This is a genomic window from Mesorhizobium sp. A623, assembly GCF_054489405.1.
Genome location: NZ_JBTMXB010000125.1, coordinates 1 through 1,047, shown reverse-complemented (window position 1 = coordinate 1,047; position 1,047 = coordinate 1). Strand labels below are relative to the sequence as shown.

Here is a 1,047-nt window from a genome sequence, read left to right as displayed (position 1 = left end):
TTCAGCGAAGATAGCAAAACGGCGGTGATCGTGGCCGTTGCTAATGCGATGGCGGGAGCGAAAGCGGAACCGCAACCCACCTGTCCGCGCCTCCGACCGAACAGACTGTCGACGGGTCGCAACTTCCCCTTTGCCGCTGTCGTCGAAGACCGAACCAAGGATGCCGAACGCTCGTCGACAAACTAACCGGCGCCTGACTGGAGGCCCACGCCTCGCTCCCATGTCTGCAGGCCAGTAAGCAATTTATTCGGCCCGATCATTCGGGACATCAAGTTTAGGGTCGCTGCCCAACAACGCGCGGCGGCTGGGGGTGTCCTGAACATGTCTCGCGAACGTCGACGTAAGATGCTGCTGGGATGAGAACCCGCATATCAGCGCGATCTGTGAAATCGTCAGGTCGTCTGCCGCAAGGAGCTCCTGTGCCTTGTCGATCCGGCGGCGAATGAGGAATTGGTATGGCGAGCATCCAACGGCGGTCTTGAAGCCTCGAGAGAAGTGAAACGCGGAAAGTCCTGCTGCAGCTGCGATTTCGGCGAGCCCGATGTCTTCTCCTAGATGCGCCTCAATAAAGTCGACGGTGCGTCGCAGCCTGTAAGGCGCAATAACGTGGTCCGTATTTGGTAGCGCGTTGTACGTGGACGAGTAGGCACGAAGTAACCTGACCCCAACGGCGAGCGCGAAACTATCCATCATAGCGTTGATGCCGAGTTGAGTTTGCCGCAACTCCTCGGCGAAACGATGGCCCATGTTCGCAAGCACCCTGTCCGGCGCCAATAAGTTCGGCACGAGCTCTACTGCTCGGCCTTCTATGGTATCACTGCCCAACAGTTGCTCCAGACGGTTGGGGGAAAGATGTAGATGAAGGCAATCCACGTCGCCGCTACATGAGTACCAGCGGCTATCGGATTCCGCTGGAACCACTGAGACGTATCCATGTCGCGGACTTAAAGGTCGCGTTAGCCCACCTCCTACCGCCGCACCGAAGCTTTTTGGGCTGTTGAGATAGATGATTACGACGTGATCCAACAACGGAGGAACGTCGAACTC

At 57.6% G+C, this 1,047-nt stretch carries 2 protein-coding genes; one reads left to right on the top strand and one right to left on the bottom strand.

The window, feature by feature from the left end:
• On the top strand, nucleotides 1–186 hold a 186-nt coding region (locus ACX3P1_RS28185), incomplete at its 5' end, for a hypothetical protein (protein WP_459083109.1).
• Between the two features lie 57 nt (nucleotides 187–243).
• Here ACX3P1_RS28185 and ACX3P1_RS28180 read toward each other — a convergent pair.
• Nucleotides 244–1,047: helix-turn-helix domain-containing protein (locus tag ACX3P1_RS28180; RefSeq protein ID WP_459083107.1), on the bottom strand; the 804-nt coding region annotated here is incomplete at its 5' end.